15 protein-coding genes and 2 pseudogenes are annotated in these 14,715 nt (G+C 57.7%); 8 read left to right on the forward strand and 9 right to left on the reverse strand.

The genetic code is table 11. From position 1 onward, the window contains the following. Positions 1-5 precede the first annotated feature (5 nt). Complete coding sequence (locus tag ACPDZI_RS01550) at positions 6-773, forward strand: thiazole synthase (RefSeq protein ID WP_438833889.1); 768 nt, start codon at positions 6-8, stop codon at positions 771-773. A gap of 35 nt (positions 774-808) precedes the next feature. Continuing rightward, a pseudogene (gene thiH, locus ACPDZI_RS01555) lies at positions 809-2,081 on the forward strand (2-iminoacetate synthase ThiH). Between the two features lie 308 nt (positions 2,082-2,389). On the opposite strand, the gene ACPDZI_RS01560 reads toward thiH, so the two are convergent. Both ACPDZI_RS01560 and ACPDZI_RS01565 read right to left on the reverse strand, forming a co-directional pair. Further along, complete coding sequence (locus ACPDZI_RS01560; protein ID WP_438833890.1) at positions 2,390-4,660, reverse strand: KAP family P-loop NTPase fold protein; 2,271 nt, start codon at positions 4,658-4,660, stop codon at positions 2,390-2,392. Between the two features lie 319 nt (positions 4,661-4,979). Beyond that, the gene (locus tag ACPDZI_RS01565) at positions 4,980-5,441 is read right to left on the reverse strand and encodes a GNAT family N-acetyltransferase (protein WP_438833891.1); all 462 of its coding nucleotides are present in this window, start codon (positions 5,439-5,441) and stop codon (positions 4,980-4,982) included. Positions 5,442-5,718: 277 nt separating this feature from the next. On the opposite strand from ACPDZI_RS01565, the gene ACPDZI_RS01570 reads away from it, so the two are divergent. Next, positions 5,719-6,300 (forward strand): penicillin-binding protein activator LpoB, encoded by a 582-nt coding sequence (locus ACPDZI_RS01570; RefSeq protein WP_438833892.1) that lies wholly within the window; start codon positions 5,719-5,721, stop codon positions 6,298-6,300. A 33-nt stretch (positions 6,301-6,333) separates the two neighbouring features. On the opposite strand, the gene ACPDZI_RS01575 is transcribed toward ACPDZI_RS01570, so the two are convergent. The 3 genes from ACPDZI_RS01575 to ACPDZI_RS01585 all read right to left on the reverse strand — a co-directional run bounded on the left by ACPDZI_RS01575 (position 6,334) and on the right by ACPDZI_RS01585 (position 7,682). Then, positions 6,334-6,843, reverse strand: coding sequence for a hypothetical protein (locus ACPDZI_RS01575; RefSeq protein WP_339329759.1), 510 nt, complete (start codon positions 6,841-6,843; stop codon positions 6,334-6,336). Next, positions 6,840-7,253 (reverse strand): GNAT family N-acetyltransferase, encoded by a 414-nt coding sequence (locus ACPDZI_RS01580; protein WP_438833893.1) that lies wholly within the window; start codon positions 7,251-7,253, stop codon positions 6,840-6,842. Before ACPDZI_RS01580 ends, ACPDZI_RS01575 begins: the two co-directional genes overlap by 4 nt. A gap of 111 nt (positions 7,254-7,364) precedes the next feature. After that, positions 7,365-7,682, reverse strand: coding sequence for a DUF6968 family protein (locus ACPDZI_RS01585; RefSeq protein WP_158198148.1), 318 nt, complete (start codon positions 7,680-7,682; stop codon positions 7,365-7,367). 334 nt (positions 7,683-8,016) lie between these two features. On the opposite strand from ACPDZI_RS01585, the pseudogene ACPDZI_RS01590 reads away from it, so the two are divergent. Further along, positions 8,017-8,938 (forward strand): annotated as a pseudogene (locus ACPDZI_RS01590) (GGDEF domain-containing protein); the annotation flags it as partial. Between the two features lie 441 nt (positions 8,939-9,379). Next, positions 9,380-10,654: an amino acid permease gene (locus tag ACPDZI_RS01595; protein ID WP_326492384.1), complete on the forward strand. Its 1,275-nt coding sequence runs from the start codon at positions 9,380-9,382 to the stop codon at positions 10,652-10,654. A gap of 63 nt (positions 10,655-10,717) precedes the next feature. On the opposite strand, the gene ACPDZI_RS01600 is transcribed toward ACPDZI_RS01595, so the two are convergent. After that, complete coding sequence (locus tag ACPDZI_RS01600) at positions 10,718-11,356, reverse strand: exopolysaccharide biosynthesis protein (protein WP_438833894.1); 639 nt, start codon at positions 11,354-11,356, stop codon at positions 10,718-10,720. A 214-nt stretch (positions 11,357-11,570) separates the two neighbouring features. Between ACPDZI_RS01600 and ACPDZI_RS01605 the strand changes: the two genes are divergently transcribed. Beyond that, positions 11,571-12,191 carry an outer membrane beta-barrel protein gene (locus ACPDZI_RS01605; RefSeq protein ID WP_043160877.1) on the forward strand — a complete coding sequence of 207 codons (621 nt, stop codon included), beginning with the start codon at positions 11,571-11,573 and terminating at the stop codon, positions 12,189-12,191. Positions 12,192-12,196: 5 nt separating this feature from the next. Continuing rightward, a complete protein-coding gene (locus ACPDZI_RS01610; protein WP_438834544.1) occupies positions 12,197-12,739 on the forward strand; it encodes a GNAT family N-acetyltransferase in 543 nt (180 codons plus the stop codon). Here ACPDZI_RS01610 and ACPDZI_RS01615 read toward each other — a convergent pair. Beyond that, on the reverse strand, positions 12,720-13,025 hold the full coding sequence (locus tag ACPDZI_RS01615) for a monooxygenase (RefSeq protein WP_085734317.1): 306 nt from the start codon (positions 13,023-13,025) through the stop codon (positions 12,720-12,722). The two genes, ACPDZI_RS01610 and ACPDZI_RS01615, sit on opposite strands and share 20 nt — an antisense overlap. A 121-nt stretch (positions 13,026-13,146) precedes the next feature. Here ACPDZI_RS01615 and ACPDZI_RS01620 point away from each other — a divergent pair, with 121 nt between their 5' ends. Then, a complete protein-coding gene (locus ACPDZI_RS01620) occupies positions 13,147-13,512 on the forward strand; it encodes a winged helix-turn-helix transcriptional regulator (RefSeq protein ID WP_268014241.1) in 366 nt (121 codons plus the stop codon). On the opposite strand, the gene ACPDZI_RS01625 is transcribed toward ACPDZI_RS01620, so the two are convergent. Further along, positions 13,509-13,943 (reverse strand): N-acetyltransferase, encoded by a 435-nt coding sequence (locus ACPDZI_RS01625; RefSeq protein WP_438833895.1) that lies wholly within the window; start codon positions 13,941-13,943, stop codon positions 13,509-13,511. The two genes, ACPDZI_RS01620 and ACPDZI_RS01625, sit on opposite strands and share 4 nt — an antisense overlap. 125 nt (positions 13,944-14,068) lie before the next feature. Then, complete coding sequence (locus tag ACPDZI_RS01630) at positions 14,069-14,641, reverse strand: hypothetical protein (protein WP_045790791.1); 573 nt, start codon at positions 14,639-14,641, stop codon at positions 14,069-14,071. Positions 14,642-14,715 lie beyond the last annotated feature (74 nt).

Raw genomic sequence — 14,715 nt, forward strand, 5'->3', positions numbered from 1 at the left:
CTGACATGCTCAAGATTGCCGATCACACCTTCTCTTCGCGCCTCTTCACCGGCACTGGCAAGTTTGCCCGCCCGGAACTGATGGCCGCCGCCATCGAGGCAAGTGGCTCCCAACTGGTCACCATGGCCATCAAGCGGCTCGAACCGGGCAAGGCCCACGACGATATCCTGAGCCCGCTCCTGAAACTCGGGGTCAAGCTGCTGCCCAACACCTCGGGGGCCAAGACCGCCGCCGAGGCGGTATTTGCCGCCCACCTGGCCCGCGAGGCGCTGGGGACGAACTGGCTCAAGCTCGAGATCCACCCCGATCCTCGTTACCTCTTGCCCGATCCCATCGAGACGCTGAAAGCCGCCGAGCAGCTGGTGAAAGAGGGCTTTGTGGTGCTGCCCTACTGCGGTGCCGACCCCGTGCTCTGCAAACGGCTCGAAGAGGTGGGGTGCGCCGCCGTGATGCCGCTGGGCGCCCCCATCGGTTCCAATCAGGGGCTGGTGACCCGGGAGTTTCTCTCCATCATCGTCGAGCAGGCCAATGTGCCTGTGGTGGTGGATGCGGGCATAGGTGCGCCGAGCCACGCCGCCGCCGCCTTTGAGCTGGGCGCCGATGCCGTGCTGGTCAACACCGCCATTGCCGTGAGCGGTGACCCGGTCGCCATGGGCCGCGCCTTCGCTTTGGCCTGTGAGGCAGGACGTAGCGCCTATGAGGCGGGCCTGGGGGCGCGCGGCGTGCAGGCCCAGGCTTCCAGCCCGCTCACCGATTTTCTGGGGGCGCTATGAGTCATGATGCGGGCTCAGGGCGAGAGCCAATGGCAATGGCCTCTTCCTCGGTTTCTCCCGAGGCTGATGTGTTTAGCCCCCCTCTCCCTCTGGGAGAGGGGCTGGGGGTGAGGGCAGAGGCTGATTCGGTGCTTGAAGGAGGCGAGTTCTGCGCTCCTCCCCCTCCCAAGGGGGAGGCCGGGAGGGGGTTGGATTTTGCCAATCGTTGGCAGGAGCTTGATTGGGACGATATCGGCATGCAGATCCGCGCCACGACCACCGCCGATGTAGAGCGGGCGCTGACTACCTCCCGCCGCACCCTGGCCGACTTTATGGCGCTGATCTCCCCGGCCCGCCGAGGCGTATTTGCCGCAGATGGCAGCCGAGGCCGAGCGCCTGACCCGCCAGCGCTTTGGCAACACCATCGGCTTCTATGTGCCCCTCTATCTGTCGAACCTCTGTGCCAACGACTGCACCTACTGCGGCTTCTCCATGAGCAACCGCTTGAAGCGCAAGACCTTGAATAGCGAGGAGATAGAGCGCGAGTGTCTGGCCATCAAGGCGCGCGGCTTTGACAGCGTGCTGCTGGTGACCGGCGAGCACGAGCACAAGGTGGGGCTCGCCTATTTTCGGCAGGTGTTGCCCATCATCCGCCGTCACTTCAGCACGGTGGGGATGGAGGTGCAGCCCCTCTCGCAGGATGAATATGCCGAACTGAAGAGCCTCGGCCTCGATTCGGTCATGGTCTATCAGGAGACCTACCACGCCCCCACCTACGCCCGCCATCACCTGCGCGGCAACAAGCGGGACATCGCATGGCGCCTCGCCACGCCGGATCGGCTCGGCCGTGCCGGTATCGACAAGATCGGGCTGGGGGCGCTCATCGGTCTCTCTGCGGACTGGCGTGCCGACAGCTACTTCGTCGCCGAGCACCTCGCCTGGCTTGAACGCCACCACTGGCAGAGCCGCTATTCCCTCTCCTTCCCGCGCCTGCGCCCCTGCACCGGTGGGCTGGAGCCTGCCGTCATCATGTCGGATCGCCAGCTGGCCCAGCTTATCTGCGCCTGGCGTCTCTTCTCGCCCACGCTGGATTTGTCCCTCTCCACCCGCGAGTCCGCCACCTTTCGCAACGGCGCGGTGCGCCTTGGCATCACCCAGATGTCGGCCGAGTCGCGCACCCAGCCGGGGGGCTATGCCGAGGGGGATGCGGAGGAGCTGGCGCAGTTTGCCATCCATGACGATCGCCCGGTGGGCGAAGTGGCCGCCGCCGTGCGGCAGGCAGGGTTGCAGCCAGTGTTTAAAGATTGGGAACCGTTTTTGGGTCGTTAACGACGTTTACACCAGTGTTAACAGATAGCGGCAAGCAGATCGGAGGGGCAGATCCCCGCCACTGCTTGCCGCTTTGCTTTGTTTGCTCCAACAAGATTGTTTCGTTGGTGCGACGATGATTCTTGATATCGTTTCGCCAATGCAAAAATCGTGAGTGCGGGTCAGCTTATTGAATGGGCCATTGCGACCATTAGCAATGGCCGATTTGGAGTATTGAAATTCTTCATATATGGCAGACGACGGGCTTCGTAAGCGGAGCCCGGCATACTATGTTGGACAACCAAGTGGAGTATTATTTTCCAATGCTGTCAATTGGTTGCAAGTATTTTATCCCTGTTTTCAATTGCTTTTTTGAAAGCTATAAGGACTTCTCGCGCCTCAATGTCAAGGATGGTTTCATTAATAGATTGTAATTTTTCTTGAATGGCGGTGATCTCTACAAACTTTTCAATCTCATCTAGATTTATTGTCTTCTTATGTATTGGTGCAGTGTTTTGATTAGCTATTGTTGTCTTAGCTACGAATCTCTTCAATAAATTTATACAGCCGTTGACATCCTGAATCTGATTATTTAGCCAGCTCTTGATCTTTCTCTCATTTCCCCAACGTACCCATCTATATAAAAATGAATGTAAGTGTTCATTGGCAAGTAATTGTTCGGGATGCTGTATTGATAAGTCATCTAGTTTTTGTACAAACAAATCCTTTAATTGTTGAAACTCAGAGTCAGCTAGAAGTTGGTCAACATCAGATCTTTCTCTACGGTTTTCATCATCTTGTAAGACATGCTCAACAATAGACATACCATTAGATGACGAAAAGCACCCAAGTAGAATTTTTCCTCTTTCTTCCAAAGTGTTTATTCGTTTTAGAAACCAAATGACAAGCCTTGCTGCATGAATATTAGAACTAAATAATGTAAATCCAGTTGTTTTGTGGTCTATTAAATCACCAACATCTAAAATGCCTTTAATGTAGGTGCGTGCATTCCCTAAAGGTATTTCATCTGTAAAAGCTTCAAATTGAGCAAGTGCATTTTTTAAAATTCCACGGTCTTGTAGACTTAATATAAATGCAGAAAATTTATCAGCATCGTTCGTTAGTTCAATCATTTCTTGCAACTCTGAATTTGAAAGCTCCTTACTAGGAAGGGTAAACTGAAAATATTTATCAAAATTAGATGGATGACACACACGCATATCTTTTAACCATATATTATTGTAATCACTAGAATAATATGATTTCCCTACGGCCCATTGAATGTTTGGGAACAGTTCAACTATAAGTTTTTCTATATAACTACGCTTATCTGGTGTTGTTAGGCCTAAGATTTGTTTTATGAAAGCATCTGTGGGATTATCTTTTTTCTCATATTGTCCAGCAGCGTTTTTTGTCAATACATCCTTAGCTCTAGATATTTCATTATAAATTTCAGGTTCAAATACTCTCAAGCATTCAATAGCCATAAGGTCTACAGGATTAACCTCAAAAGCCTTTTTACCTTTGAGCAAGGTAAAATGGAAAGATAGGGTTGATGTGTATCTATAAATTGCTCTCAAATTTTCAAAGTATTTATTGATTGAGCCGTAAAATATATTTCCCCACCTGTATTTATCAAACATTTTTGTTGCTGAATCATCTTTGCTTATTATTTCATCTAACTTGGAAAATAATAAGTCATGAAGTGTTGTTGATTCTATTTTTGGTATGTCAAACGGTACCTGTATGATCTTCTCTAGGTAGTCACGACCTATTTGTTTATCTTCGCTTATTTTGTTTTCCACAATGTCTCTCTGAAAGAGTAAAAGAAAGACTACATTCGGAAACTCCAAATTTGCTTTTATAAGTTGAAAAACCATTCTTAGTTGTGAGGAGGTAAGTCTATCTAAGTCGTCCATCACAATAATAAGTGGCGTTTTCTTTTCAAGTAGCAGAGATGTTAGTTCCTCTCTTATTTCAAATAGACTTTGCTCTTTATTTTTAGCACTTTCCTCTGTATTGCCAGTTAATTTATAAATAAACTCTTTTCCCCATTTCAATACTGCGGCCCAAGCGCCTAAAATACAGAGCATAATCGTGCTTATATCGCTAGCTCCATTCTTGTCTAATAAGTTGCCACCAATGCCAATAGCTGTTGAAAGTATAAATAATGTAGGGAGAGCTGCAGAAATACCAGAAACTAAAGTCTCGCCAGTATCTAAATATCGACCATATTTACTGAGAGTTTCTGATAGCTTTTTTCCTAGTTGGCTCTTATCTTTTCTATTTATGGACTTGGATATTTCCTGAAAGAATGAAGCAGTTATTTTTTCTTGGGCTGCCCATTCCCATGGTGAAAATTCAATGATGCTTGGTTTATCTTTACTAATTCTCTCTAGCTGGCTTAATGCCATATTTTTAATCGATGATTTACCTGAGCCCCAGTCTCCATGCAGAGCTACAACTAGACTGTCATTTCCATGCCAGCTCGCGATCGCATTAGCTAAGCTGGAAGAGAATTTTGAACGATCTAGCAGGTCATCTTCTATCTTTGTTATTGGTCTGTCAGAAGCGAAACCGTATAGATCATTAGACTTCATATAAATATCTCCATGTAAAAATAAGAAGCGGATAATATAGGGGGCTTATCCCCACCTCAAAATTATCCTAGTCTATCCTGTTTCAAGAATAGATTGAAGCTGTCAATAACATACGAGAGAGATATATTGTTTTAATTATGATTTAACGAAGGGGGATATTGCGGTGTTATTAAGTTGTGACTATCAAACATAGGTTGACTATCCCCGTGTTAAATATGCATCTTAGTTCTGCTAAGCGTCTATGTGGGGTTTGAAAATATAACGCGGTTATGTTGTTTTGCTTACAGGTGCAAGTCCCTGTGGATATGGTCTGATAAGCTTATTTCTGTCGCCTAGTTTCTGATTGGAGGGGAAGGTTATCTTTGTATCCGCTCTGTTTTTTCAGAAAGTAACTGATATGCCCCGGCGGCATATCGGGCAGCTGGCCAAAGACCTCGTAACCCTGCTTCTGGTAGAAGGGGAGGGCCTGAAAACTGGTGGTTTCCAAGTGGTAGTTGGTGATGCCCTTGCTTTGGGCGTACTGCTCCATGGCGCCCAGCAGGCGGCCGCCCCAGCCATCGCGGCGGATGCTTTCATCGATCCAGAGCCAGTCGACGTGCAGCCAGCCCCACTTGATGTCGGCGATGATGCCGCCGTGTACCTTGCCCTCTTCATCCTTGATAAAGCTGGCGATCCGCTCGTGCAGATGGGTGCCGGCGTGATCCTTGTTGTAGCCCGAGAGACCAATTCGCAGCGCTTCTATCTCATCGTCCTGAGGCGGTTGGGGTGGGGTGAGTTGCATAGTGCTTCCTGCATTAGGGGGATGATGTCCGTCGGATTGCGCAGTCGGTCTTTCGGCTGCGTTACTGTTAATGCTTTACCGGTAGAACCCTAACGGAATCGGGTGGAGCCGTGCCAGCTTTTTATGGGCCCAGGTTCGCCAGTCTCTGTCGCCCGGTGGTGGTGGGCGCATCGACCCCGCCGGGGTTTGTCTCTAGCATAAGGAAGATGCGGGGCAGGGGCTCCGCCATGCGGGCGGTGGTTGATGCCCGTTTACGGACTTCTGGCGGAGAGAAAAGATGAAGCTGCGTTCCTTGTTGATGGTGGGGGCCCTGCTGCTGGGCGGTTGTGCGGTCAATCCCTACGGTGGCACTCAGGCTCCTGTCAGTGAACCGGACCAGCCAGTGAGCCAGCCGGACAAGCCGGTGACCAAGCCGGATGTCGGGGCGCCGCTGCCCAAACCGGTGGCACCGACCGGGCTGGCGCTGGCCATGGCCGATGCCTTTGTGCAGGCCCCCGAGGTGCGCGAGCTGGCGCAAACCGGTCAGCCGGTGCTGCTGCTCACTCCGCCCCAGAACGGCACCGGCGAGCCGGTGGACACCCGCGCCATGGCGGCGGCCATGAGTAAGCGCATCCAGAGCAAGAGCGGTTTTCGCTTTGTCGACCCGGGTCAGGTGGCGGCCATCACCGGCCAGCTTGAGTATCAGCAGGGCAGGATGAACCCGGCCTCTCTGGTGCGGCTCGGTCGCCAGACCGGCGCCGGCTACATGCTGTACGGGGATCTGGTGGCCGAGGGCAGTCGCTATCGGCTGTCGATGACCCTGATGGAGCTGCGCAGCGGCGAGCTGCTCTGGAGCGGCAGTCGCTCCGCCAGCCACTGAGGATGCCGAAGGGCTGACAGGTTTGTCAGCCCTTCACGCTTTGGGCGGGGCCAGCAGGTTGAGATAATCGAGCAGCGAGAAAGGGTGTGCAAAGCCCGTCAGCTTGGCCAGCCTGTCCAGCTCTGTCTGTCCAACTTGCTGTAACTGTGCCTGCTGAGCCGACGTGAGCGTCGTGGATCTTGCCTTGATAAGGGCATCGAGCAAGGCGCGGTCTCCGGCGACGGCCTGATGAAACGCCTTTATCGCCAGTGCCTCTACCTCTGCGGCGGTGCAGCGTTCCATGCTCTTCTCATGCAGGTAGACAAGCACCGTCACCTGCTGCTCTCTTTCCAGCGACCAGAAGCGATCCTCTTTGGGAGGCAACGCGGGTTTGTGGCGGGCCTTGCTTGCCTCACAACGCGCAAACGCCGGATCCAGATCGTGCAACGACAAGGCCATGGCGTTCTGGCTTGTGGTCAGCAACAGACACAGTCCACCCAAGGCCGGGCTGAGGAGCGTGGGTTTGGCCTTGCCCTTGGTGGTGAGTGGCGACAGCGGTCTCATACCTGCTTTTTCAGAAAATAGGTGGTATGCCCGGGCGGCATGTCCGGCAGTTCGCCAAAGACCTGATAACCCTGCTTCTGGTAGAAGGGCAGTGCCTGGAAGCTGGTGGTTTCCAGATGAAAGTTGCTGATGCCCTTGCTTCGGGCGTACTGCTCCATGGTGGCGAGCAGGCGGCCGCCCCAGCCATCCTGGCGGATGCGCTCATCAATCCAGAGCCAGTCCACGTGCAGCCAACCCCACTTGAGGTCGGCGGTGATGCCGCCGTGCACCTTGCCCGCTGCATCCTTGATAAAACTGGCGATGTGCTCGCGCAGGTGGGTGCCGGCCTGGCTGATGTTGTAGCCCGACAGGCCGATGCGCAGCGCGTCGACATCCTGCTCGGCAGGGGGTTGAGGTGGGGTCAGGTGCATGGTCTCTCCAGAGCCGGGTAAAGGGCCTCTATCCATAACCGTTCAGACTCAATGTGGTCAAGTGATTGCCCGACCTCAATGGTTATCAGCCTGCTGGGCGGGCAACCTGCGTCACAGCTGCGGGAAGTAGCAGGCGGCCATGTCGACCGGGTGATCGGGGCTGCCGGGCAGGTAGAAGTGCCAGCCCGCATCGGTGAAGGCGCGCAGCTCGCTCTCCACGAACTTGAGGGCGAGGCTGAGGGCCTGCAGGGCATCGACGCCATAGATGAAGGTCTTGTTGCCAAGGCCGTCCAGCTTCACCTTGCAACGCCAGTCACCGCCGGCGGACTTGGGATCCGGCTCGGGGGCGCGGATGGCAATCTTCACGGTCAGCTGTTCTCCCTCGATGCTGATGGCATCGAAGCGGGCTTTCACTATGGCTCTCTTCATCTGGACGATCCTTTTCCGGGGGCCGGCGCCTGTCTGGCCGGTGGCTGATGGTCGGTGAGTCGGCGGTCAGTGGCAGACTCAGGAAGGTCAGCCTAATGGATGCGGGCGTCGCAGACAACGGGCGCAGCGACGGTCTGTGAGGTAGGGTGAATATCCGAGCGCCGCTGCTCTTTTGAGCTAAGAGGGGCGGGGCAAGCGCTATTTTCCCGCATTGCTTGATGCGCATCCATGAATGGCGGGATCCCTCGCTGGCTCGGCGCCATTCCCGGCACGATAATTGGGGCAGGCGCCAGCCCGGTGTGCGCCTCTCGTCCCCCGGATCCAAGGAAACCGCATGACTCTTTCGGTCAAGCAACTATATGAAGTGATGGCCCAGCTGCCCGACCCCGTCTTCATCCTGAGCGAGGATGGCTACTACATCGAATACATCGGCGGGGTGGAGCAGCAGTCCTACCAAGATGGCAACCCACTGGCGGGCAAGCGGCTGGCCGATGTGTTGCCCGCCGTCATGACCCGCTGGGTGATGGAGCAGGTGACCCTGGCGCTGGATTCGGGCCAGGTGCAGGTGGTGGAGTACGAACTGGCGGCGGTGGAGGTGGAGGGGATCGACGCCTCGGTCGGGCCGCAGGGGATGCAGCACTTCGAGGGCAAGATTGCGCCGCTGCCCTCCCGCTACGACGGCAAGCGGGCGGTGGCCTGGGTGACCCGCAACATCACCCGCCAGTACGAGTTGCAGCAGCGGCTCAAGCTGCAGAGCGAGACCGACCAGCTGACCGGGCTCTACAACCGCCGCTATTTCTTCGAGCACTGCCGGCAGCGGCGGGCGGGGGAGGCTCCCTGCGCGCTGGTGATGCTGGACATCGATCACTTCAAGCAGATCAATGATCGTTTCGGCCATCAGCAGGGCGACCGGGCGTTGCAGCGTTTCTGCGCTTGCGTGGCTGCCCAGCTGCGGGCGGACGATATGTTCGTGCGCAGCGGCGGCGAGGAGTTCCTGATCCTGCTGCCCGGCATGAGCGAGCCGGATCTGCTGGCGCTGGCGGAGCGGATCCGGGCGGCGTGGCGGCGCTGCCGGCAGATCCGGCGGCCTTTACCGTCAGTCTGGGCACCACCCTGGTACAGCCGGGGGAGGAGATCAATCAGGCGCTGGCCCGCGCCGACGAGTGGCTCTATCGGGCCAAGCGGGCCGGGCGCAACCGGGTCGCCCACTGCCCGGTGGCAACCGGCGCTCAGGGGTAAAACCGGGGCCGGCGACCCTCTTATATATGGCGGCTAGCCCGGCATTGATATATCAGGCGCTGCGGGCACAGTTCGCTGCATAATTAACTGATATTTATAGGCTGATGCTGTTAATATTAACGGGCCACTCTCTGGCCTTATTCAAGTTGTTGAACAACTCATCGAGGTTTTGTCGTTATGTTACCAGACGGAGCTGAATTGATTATCTTGAGGCCGAAATGACACATCTTATTTCCTTTTGAAACAATCCGATTCAAACAGTCATGAATTATTAACCTTGACCTTTATGGCGATTTCAACGATGGTAGCGTGGCATCCCCGTTTCCTCTTGGTGATCATGTTGATCGCAGGCGGGCTTGTTTTTTCTACGATCCGGTCGATATGCCGCGGCATATCACCAGCCTAATTACACGGGCCAATAAAATAAAAGATGACAGATTAATAAGGTGTATATCGCAATGAGTGTTGCTATTGCTGAAAAGAGTAATCCCGCATCAAAGTTGAAATGGGAGAAAAGTGATTCGGTATGGACTATGGGCTTATATGCCACTGCGGTCGGTGCCGGTACACTGTTTCTCCCAATTACCGTTGGCAGTAATTCGCCGGTTATTTTGCTGTTTATATTATTGATGGCATTTCCGCTTTCTTATTATTCCCATCGGGCATTGAGTCGTTTTGTATTATCCAGCTCCCACCGGGAAGGGGATATTACCCACGTGGTGGAGGAGCACTTCGGTGCGCGGGCGGGCAAACTGCTGATGCTGGTCTACCTGATGGCCTTCTACCCCATCATTCTGGTCTACAGCATCTCCATCACCAACGCGATCCAGAGCTTTGTGGTGCACCAGCTGGGCAATGCCGAGTTCCCGCGCGGCCTGCTGGTGCTGGGGGTGATGCTGGGTCTGCATCTGGTGCTGCTGGCAGGCAAGCAGATCGTGGTGTCTGCCATCAGCGTGCTGGCCCTGCCGATGGTTGCCTTCCTCATCGGCCTCTCCATCTACCTGCTGCCCCAGTGGAGCCTCTCCTATTTCAGCGAGAGTCAGGGGATGGACTGGCGTGACCCGGCGTTCTGGAAATCCCTCTGGCTGATCGTGCCGGTGATGGTGTTCTCGTTCAGCCACGCGCCCATCATCTCCTCCTTCAGTGCGGCGCAGAAGAAGCGCTGTCAGGCGAGCGCCGACCAGCGCGCCAAACGGATCATCAAGTGCAGCAGCCTGCTGATTTGCGGCAGCGTGCTGTTCTTCGTGGTGAGCTGCGTGATGAGCCTGAGTCAGGCCGAGATGGCGCAGGCCCGCATCGACAATATCTCCGTGCTGTCGGCACTGGCGAACAAGTTCTCCAATCCACTGATCGCCTACGTGGGGCCGCTCATCGCCATTCTGGCCATGTCCAAATCCTTCCTCGGCACCTCCATGGGGGTGAGCGAGGGGACGGTGAGCATGGTGAACGGAGCCTGTCGGGGGTTGGGGCTGTCGCTGCGTGAAGCGACCATCGCACGGGTCTCGTCGGTCATTCTGTTCGTGGTGACCGGGATCATCACCTACCTCAACCCGAACGTGCTGGAGATCATCGAGAAGGTGAGCGGGCCGCTCATCGCAGTGATCCTGTTCCTGCTGCCGGCCTGCTCCATCTATCGTCTGCCGGCCCTCAAACGTTATCGCGGGGCGAGTACCCTCTTCGTGCTGGTGATCGGGCTGTTGGCCATCTCGGCCCTTATCTACGATCTGCTGTGACGGCGGATCCCGCACAAGTCAAAAAGGGCGACCCATGGGTCGCCCTTTTTCTTGGTGTTGCCGTTAGCCGAGCAGGGTGGAGACGCTCTGGCCGGCCATCAACAGGCCGATGGCCAGGGCGCTGAACCAGACCAGGGTGGCGCTCACCAGCAGGTAGCCGCTGGCGACGAACAGGCCGTCGCGCTGCAGCATGCCGATGGCCAGCAGCAGGATGGCCCAGGCCGGCATGGCGTTGGTGAAGGGGATGGCCCCGAGCGGCAGCATCAGCAGCAGGGCCGCCAGCATGATCAGCAGGCCGTTGCAGCGGTTGATGGTACTGCTGCCGGTCAACAGCAGCAGGCGCGGGCGGATGAAGCGATCGATGCGGGCCAGCAGATCCGCCCCCTTGTGCAGGGTCGGCTTGAACTGGTCGGCGGCGAAGCGGCGCTCCATCAGGATGGCGGGCAGCCAGGGCACCCGGTTGAGGGTGATGCCGATGCCGATGAACAGGATCAGCAGGCCAAACGGGGTGCTGACGCCGGGGATGGAGACCGGCAGCAGGAAGGGCACGGTGAGCAGCACGCAAAACAGCAGCATGCCCTGCTCGCCGACCAGGGCCAGCATCTGGCGCAGGCTGATATGGCTCTCCTCGATGGCGTAGGCGGTGGCCCGCAGGGTATCGGAGAGCTTGTTCTGGGGGTCGTTGAGTTGCGCGGCAACCATTCCCTGATGTCCTTCTGGTGAGTTGAACCGGCTCACCATGAGCCGATTGCGCGCCAGCATACGTGGCAGAGGTTAATCGGGGATGAATGACGGCAGGGGCGGCGAAGTGTGATCCCCCCGATGAAAACCACTTGATACAGGCCGGGTTTAGGATGGGGGCCAGGGGGCTCTGATATGCTTGACGGGCACTGATGCAGAGCACGGAGGAGCCGTGATGAAACGAGCAGGGATCATGATGATGGGGCTGTTGTTGCCGTTGGGCCAGGCCTGGAGCGCCGAGGAGCAGGCCGCCCTCGGCTGGCAGGTGACGCCGTTCTTCGGCTACAGCTCGGCCATCGACTTCGAGGCCAATGACGAGCCCAAACCGACGCCCGTATCCACCCGGCTGGAGTCCTTGCAGGGGGAGCGCTCCGGCAGCTGGGGGCTGTTCATCAGCAAGGAGGTGGATGATCCCGGCATGATAGAGCTGCTCTACAGCCACCAGTCCACCCACCTCTCCCCCGATCAGCCGGATCGCTTGACGGTGGACACCCTCCACTTCGCCGGGGCGCTCACCCTGTCGGACAACCTGATGGCTCCCTACATCGGCGCCGGGATCGGCGCGACCCGCTTTGCCGCCTACGACAGCGAGGTGGCCCCCTCCATGTCGCTGGCGCTCGGGGTGCAGCCGCGCCTGACCGAGCATCTGGCGCTGCGGGCCGAGGTGCGTGGTTATGGCTCGCTGGTCAACGACAACAGCCAGTTTCTCTGCAACCCGGACCAGTGCGTGTTCAAGGTGCGCGGTGAGCTGGTGACCCAGTGGCAGGCCAATATCGGCCTGACCTTGCGGTTTTGAGCCTGGTGCACCGCAGCGCCGTGTTCCCCCTGCCTCATGCACAGCCCTCGCTGTCGACCCCGCGGCTGCTGCTGCGGGCATTGGATGCCGGAGACAGTGCCGATCTGTTCGCCATTTACGGGGATCCTCTGGTCATGCGTTTCGTCGGCGAGCCGCCGTTTCACTCCCTCGCCACCGTGGCGCAGATGCTGGCGAGCGTCGCGCGGTTGCTGGCTGCCGGCGAGTCGCTGGAGTGGGGACTGGTGGCGCGCGACAGCGAGCGCCTGATCGGCACCTGCGGCCTGCACAGCTTTGCGGTGGAGGCCGGTCTGCGCCAGGCAGAGGTGGGCTGCATGCTGGCTCGCAGCCACTGGGGAGAGGGATGGATGGCAGAGGCGCTGACGGCCCTGATCGCCTATGCCCGCCAGCTCGGCCTTGCCACGCTAGTGGCGGATATCGAGCCGGACAATCTGCCCAGCCAGCGGCTGTTTCGGCGGCTGGGCTTTGTCTGGCAGCAGGCTAGCTGCTACCGCTTGTCGCTTGAGGGGATCACACCAGACCGCGGGTAAGGCGGCTGAGCGGCTCGTTGACGTCGAACAGCTTGAACTGCACCGCGCTGGCGCCCATGGCGAGCACCCGCTGCTCGTGCATGGTGGCGTAGGCGAGGGCGCTCGCCTCATCCTCGAACAGATAGATGCCGCCCGCCTCGCCGGTGCGCGGGTTTTCGGTCCAGATCTTGGATATGAAGCCCGGCTCCTTGGTGATGGACTCGGCCAGCGGCATGGCCGCGGCGGTGAGGGCCGGCCCCATCAGCTCGGCGGGGAAGTTGAAATGGATCTGCAGCAGGCTGGGCATGGTGAACCTCTCGTGGGTGTTGAATGACTAAGCCCGCATCATAGGAAGCCGACATCTTGGCTGCAAGAAGGCACATTTTCGTGGCATAGTTACCGCAAAGTAACCACTCGCGAGCCATCCCTTGTCCTCACTTCCCTGTCCCGCCTATCGGGTGCTGCGCCTGCTGGCCGGCAAATGGAAACCGGCCATCCTGTTTCATCTGCGCGCGCAGACCCTGCGCTTTGGCGACCTGCGCCGCAGCCTGCCCGAGGTGAGCCAGAAGGTGCTCACCGCCCAGCTCAAGGAGTTGGAGAGCGACGGCGTCGTCATCCGCACCCTCTACCCCGACGTGCCGCCCCGGGTGGAGTACAGCCTGAGCCCGCTCGGCATCGCCCTGCTCCCCCTGCTCCAGCAGATGCACGACTTTGCGCTGAGCCACGGCGATCTGCTGGCGCAGAGCGAAGCGGGGGCAGCCCGCAAGGAGCCCCATCTCGGCGAGCCCGGTTAATCCCGCACCGGCCAGACCATCACCCACTCGGCGCAGCCGGTGTGGGGATCCACGCCCTCTGTCGCCACCTGAAATCCTTGCGCGCGATAGAAGTCGCACGCGGTCCGGTTCTGCTGATAGACCTGCAGCCGCAGGGTCGGCAACTGCCCCTTGGCGTGCTCGAGCAGGGCCTTGCCCAGCCCTTGCCCCTGCCGCGCGGGGGCCACGAAGAGGGCGGCTAGGGAGCCCTCATGCAGGGAGTAGAAGCCCAGCAACTGGTCACCCAGGCAGAGTACCTGGCTGTCGGCGGCGGGCAGATAGATCTCCCGCATCGGCGCCAGGTTGGCGTGCCAGTAAGCGGGCTCGATGAAGTGGTGGGCCTGCAGGGAGGCTTCCAGCCAGATGGCGAGGACGGCCTCGGTGTCGGCCGGGGTGAAGGGGCGGATCTGCATGAGTGTCTCGTCTGGATTCGTCAAAAGAGGGGCATGGTAGCAACACAGGCCCTGTCGTCACCCGGCGAGTGGCCAAACTGCTACTCCCATAACAAAACAGGCGACCCGCAGGTCGCCTGTTGCTGTTAGCCGGCGTAGGGGAGGGAGGAGTGGTGCAGCACGATACGCACCTTGCCGTCGTCCCCCTTCTTGAAGCCCCAGGTCTTGTCGACCGTGGTCTGCTTGTTGTCTCGGTCGGTCAGGTGCACCTTGCCCATGGTGAGGGCCATGTCGCCGTTGATGTAGACGGCGGCGTTGTCGTAGTTGTAACTCTGCCAGTTCTTGAGGGCGAAGCCGGTGTCGGCGGGATAGGCCTTGTTGTTGCCGACGAAGTAGGCCAGCGCCCCTTCCTGATTGATGCGGAAGGTCTGTTCGCCGCCGGCCAGGGTCGGCTTGAACAGCACGGGGCCATGGTGGTAGCCGTAGGCGCCGTCGAGCACGGCGGTGGCGGTGGCTCTGGCCTTGTCGATGCCGCCGCTGCGGTAGTCATCGCTGATCTGGATCAGGGCCTTGCCCCAGGCATCCTGCGCGGCCTTGATCTCGGCTTCGGTGATGTTGTTGTTGGCGATCTGGGCGGCGCTGAGGGAGCCGCTGGCGGCGAGCAGAACGAGGACAAGGCCGGATTGCTTGGTGAACAGCATCTTGGTGAGCAACTTCATACGGTCGTGACTCCTGGGTGTCGCGTTTAAGGAGTCCCGGAGTTTATCTATCCGCGATGAATAAAAATTGAACC

It is taken from the genome of Aeromonas oralensis (genome assembly GCF_049665575.1).
Lineage (GTDB): Bacteria > Pseudomonadota > Gammaproteobacteria > Enterobacterales > Aeromonadaceae > Aeromonas > Aeromonas hydrophila.